Genomic DNA, 1116 nt, shown 5'->3' on the forward strand with positions numbered 1-1116 from the left:
TTTGACATGAAAAAACTTGACGTTGGAAAATACAATTTTGTGGCAACCGACGCGAGCGGCTTAAAAAGCGGTGTTGACCGAAAAAGCGAGATTGAGATTAAATTCAAGAAGCGCGTGGATTTTGATTTGAGCGCAGGCTATGTTTTTCCTGTTGTTCTTTACGATGGCACTTTTGAAAAGTATCTCGACACAAATCTGCTTCCGCTTAGCGCGACTGCAAGGGCTTCCTTTGTGCCTTTTAAGCACCGCTTTGGCTATTTTGGCTTCGGAATCTTTGGAAGTTATTCAAGAATTTTTGCGGACTACAGCAACTATCAGATTGACGGAAATTTGATAAATGCGGACGCGCTTTTTCTGTACCAGCTTCCTGTCCGGGTAAAATCTAAAAAATCAGAGAAGCGCCGCCACATTCTTACGCTGGAAGTTCACGGCGGAGCGGGAATTTCGTTTTTTAATGATTTGAAATTCCATTTTGAGCACGATATTGTTTCAGAGCCGTTGAACAGCATAAATCTAAATGCGGTTTTCGGCGGCGCGGTTCAGTTTTACATAACAAACCGGCTTTATTCGGAGTTTTCTTTTGACTGTGTTCTCGCCTTTTTGAGCGACATGGATTTTGGAATGATTTTACCGTCAGTTAGCATTGGCTGGCAGTTTTAGGCAGGAGAATGATATGAAAAAATTCGGTTTCATAAAAATTTTTAGATTCGCGCTAGTTTTTCTGCCTTTGATTTTTGGTTCATGCTCGTTTTTTTCAGATTCATGGAACGAGCCTGTAAAAGATTATTTTCAAAAATACACGGAAACTTCCGCTGTTACAGACTACGAGGTTGTTTCAGGCGTTTACGAAAAAGGTTCTGGAAAAATTTTTGTCTCTTCTAGTCAAGATTTTGAAGTGCGGCTTTTTTTAAGAAATCCTCAAAAATACGTTTTTCCTGCTGACTGTCTGAAACTTTCTTTCCCGAATTTTGACAAGGATTCTGCGGAAAATAAATTTGGAGAGCAAATTGATACAGGCGTTGTTTCAATTTTGCAGGACGAATCGGACGCTTCTGTGATGATTTTAAAATATCCGGCTGAATTTCTTGCGCTTTCAGAAACTGGATTTGATATTTC

The 1116-nt window shown here is 39.9% G+C and carries 2 protein-coding genes; both read left to right on the plus strand.

All coding sequences use genetic code 11. The annotated features are described in order from the left end of the window. Nucleotides 1-660 (plus strand): hypothetical protein (locus B4N75_RS01050; RefSeq protein ID WP_296706357.1); only part of this gene is annotated, 660 nt, incomplete at its 5' end. Between the two features lie 13 nt (nt 661-673). Then, nucleotides 674-1116 (plus strand): hypothetical protein (locus B4N75_RS01055; protein WP_296706358.1); only part of this gene is annotated, 443 nt, incomplete at its 3' end.

Origin of the sequence: Treponema sp. UBA7570 (assembly GCA_002477955.1) — a bacterium.
Classification (GTDB): Bacteria; Spirochaetota; Spirochaetia; order Treponematales; family Treponemataceae; genus Treponema_D.